1 pseudogene is annotated in these 671 nt (G+C 80.8%); it reads left to right on the top strand.

Annotated elements, in window-relative coordinates:
* A pseudogene (locus B0293_RS42800) lies at positions 1–671 on the top strand (translation initiation factor IF-2); the annotation flags it as partial.

The following is a 671-nucleotide window of genomic DNA, read 5'->3' on the forward strand; positions in this document are numbered from 1 at the left end:
GCCCCGTCGGCTCCGGCCCAGCAGCCGTCGCGCCCCTCCACCCCGGGCGTCCGCCCGGGTCCGCGCCCCGGCCCCCGGCCGCCGGCGCCGAAGGAAGAGGTCGCTCCGGCGGCGAAGGCCGCTCCGGCCGAGCCGAAGCAGGCAGAGACCAAGGAAACCCCGGCAGCCCCGGCCACCCCGCCGGCGTCCTCGACGCCGTCGCAGGGTTCGGTCGTGCCGCCGAAGCCGCAGGGCCCCAAGCCCGGCGGCCCGAAGCCCGGCCCGCGTACCCCGCGTGTCGGCAACAACCCGTTCGGTGTCGGTTCCGGTTCCCCGGCCCCGCGTCCGTCCGGTCCGCGTCCCGGTGGCGGTCAGCAGGGCGGCGACAACCGTCCTCCGCGTCCCGGTGGTGGCCAGGGCGGCGACCGTCCGGCTCCGCGTCCCGGTGGCGGCGCTCCCGGCGGTAACCGCCCGAGCCCGGGCAACATGCCCCCGCGCCCGAACCCCGGCATGATGCCGGGCCGCCCGGCCCGTCCGGCCGGTGGGCCCGGTGGCGGCCGTGGTGGTCCCGGTGGCGGAGCCCGTGGTGGCCCCGGTGGCGGCGCTCGTGGCGGTCCCGGTGGCGGCGGCGGAGGTTTCCGCGGCGGTCCCGGTGGTGGCGGCGGCGGTGGCGGTTTCCGTCCCGGCGGCGG

This window comes from Amycolatopsis azurea DSM 43854 (genome assembly GCF_001995215.1).
GTDB lineage: Bacteria > Actinomycetota > Actinomycetes > Mycobacteriales > Pseudonocardiaceae > Amycolatopsis > Amycolatopsis azurea.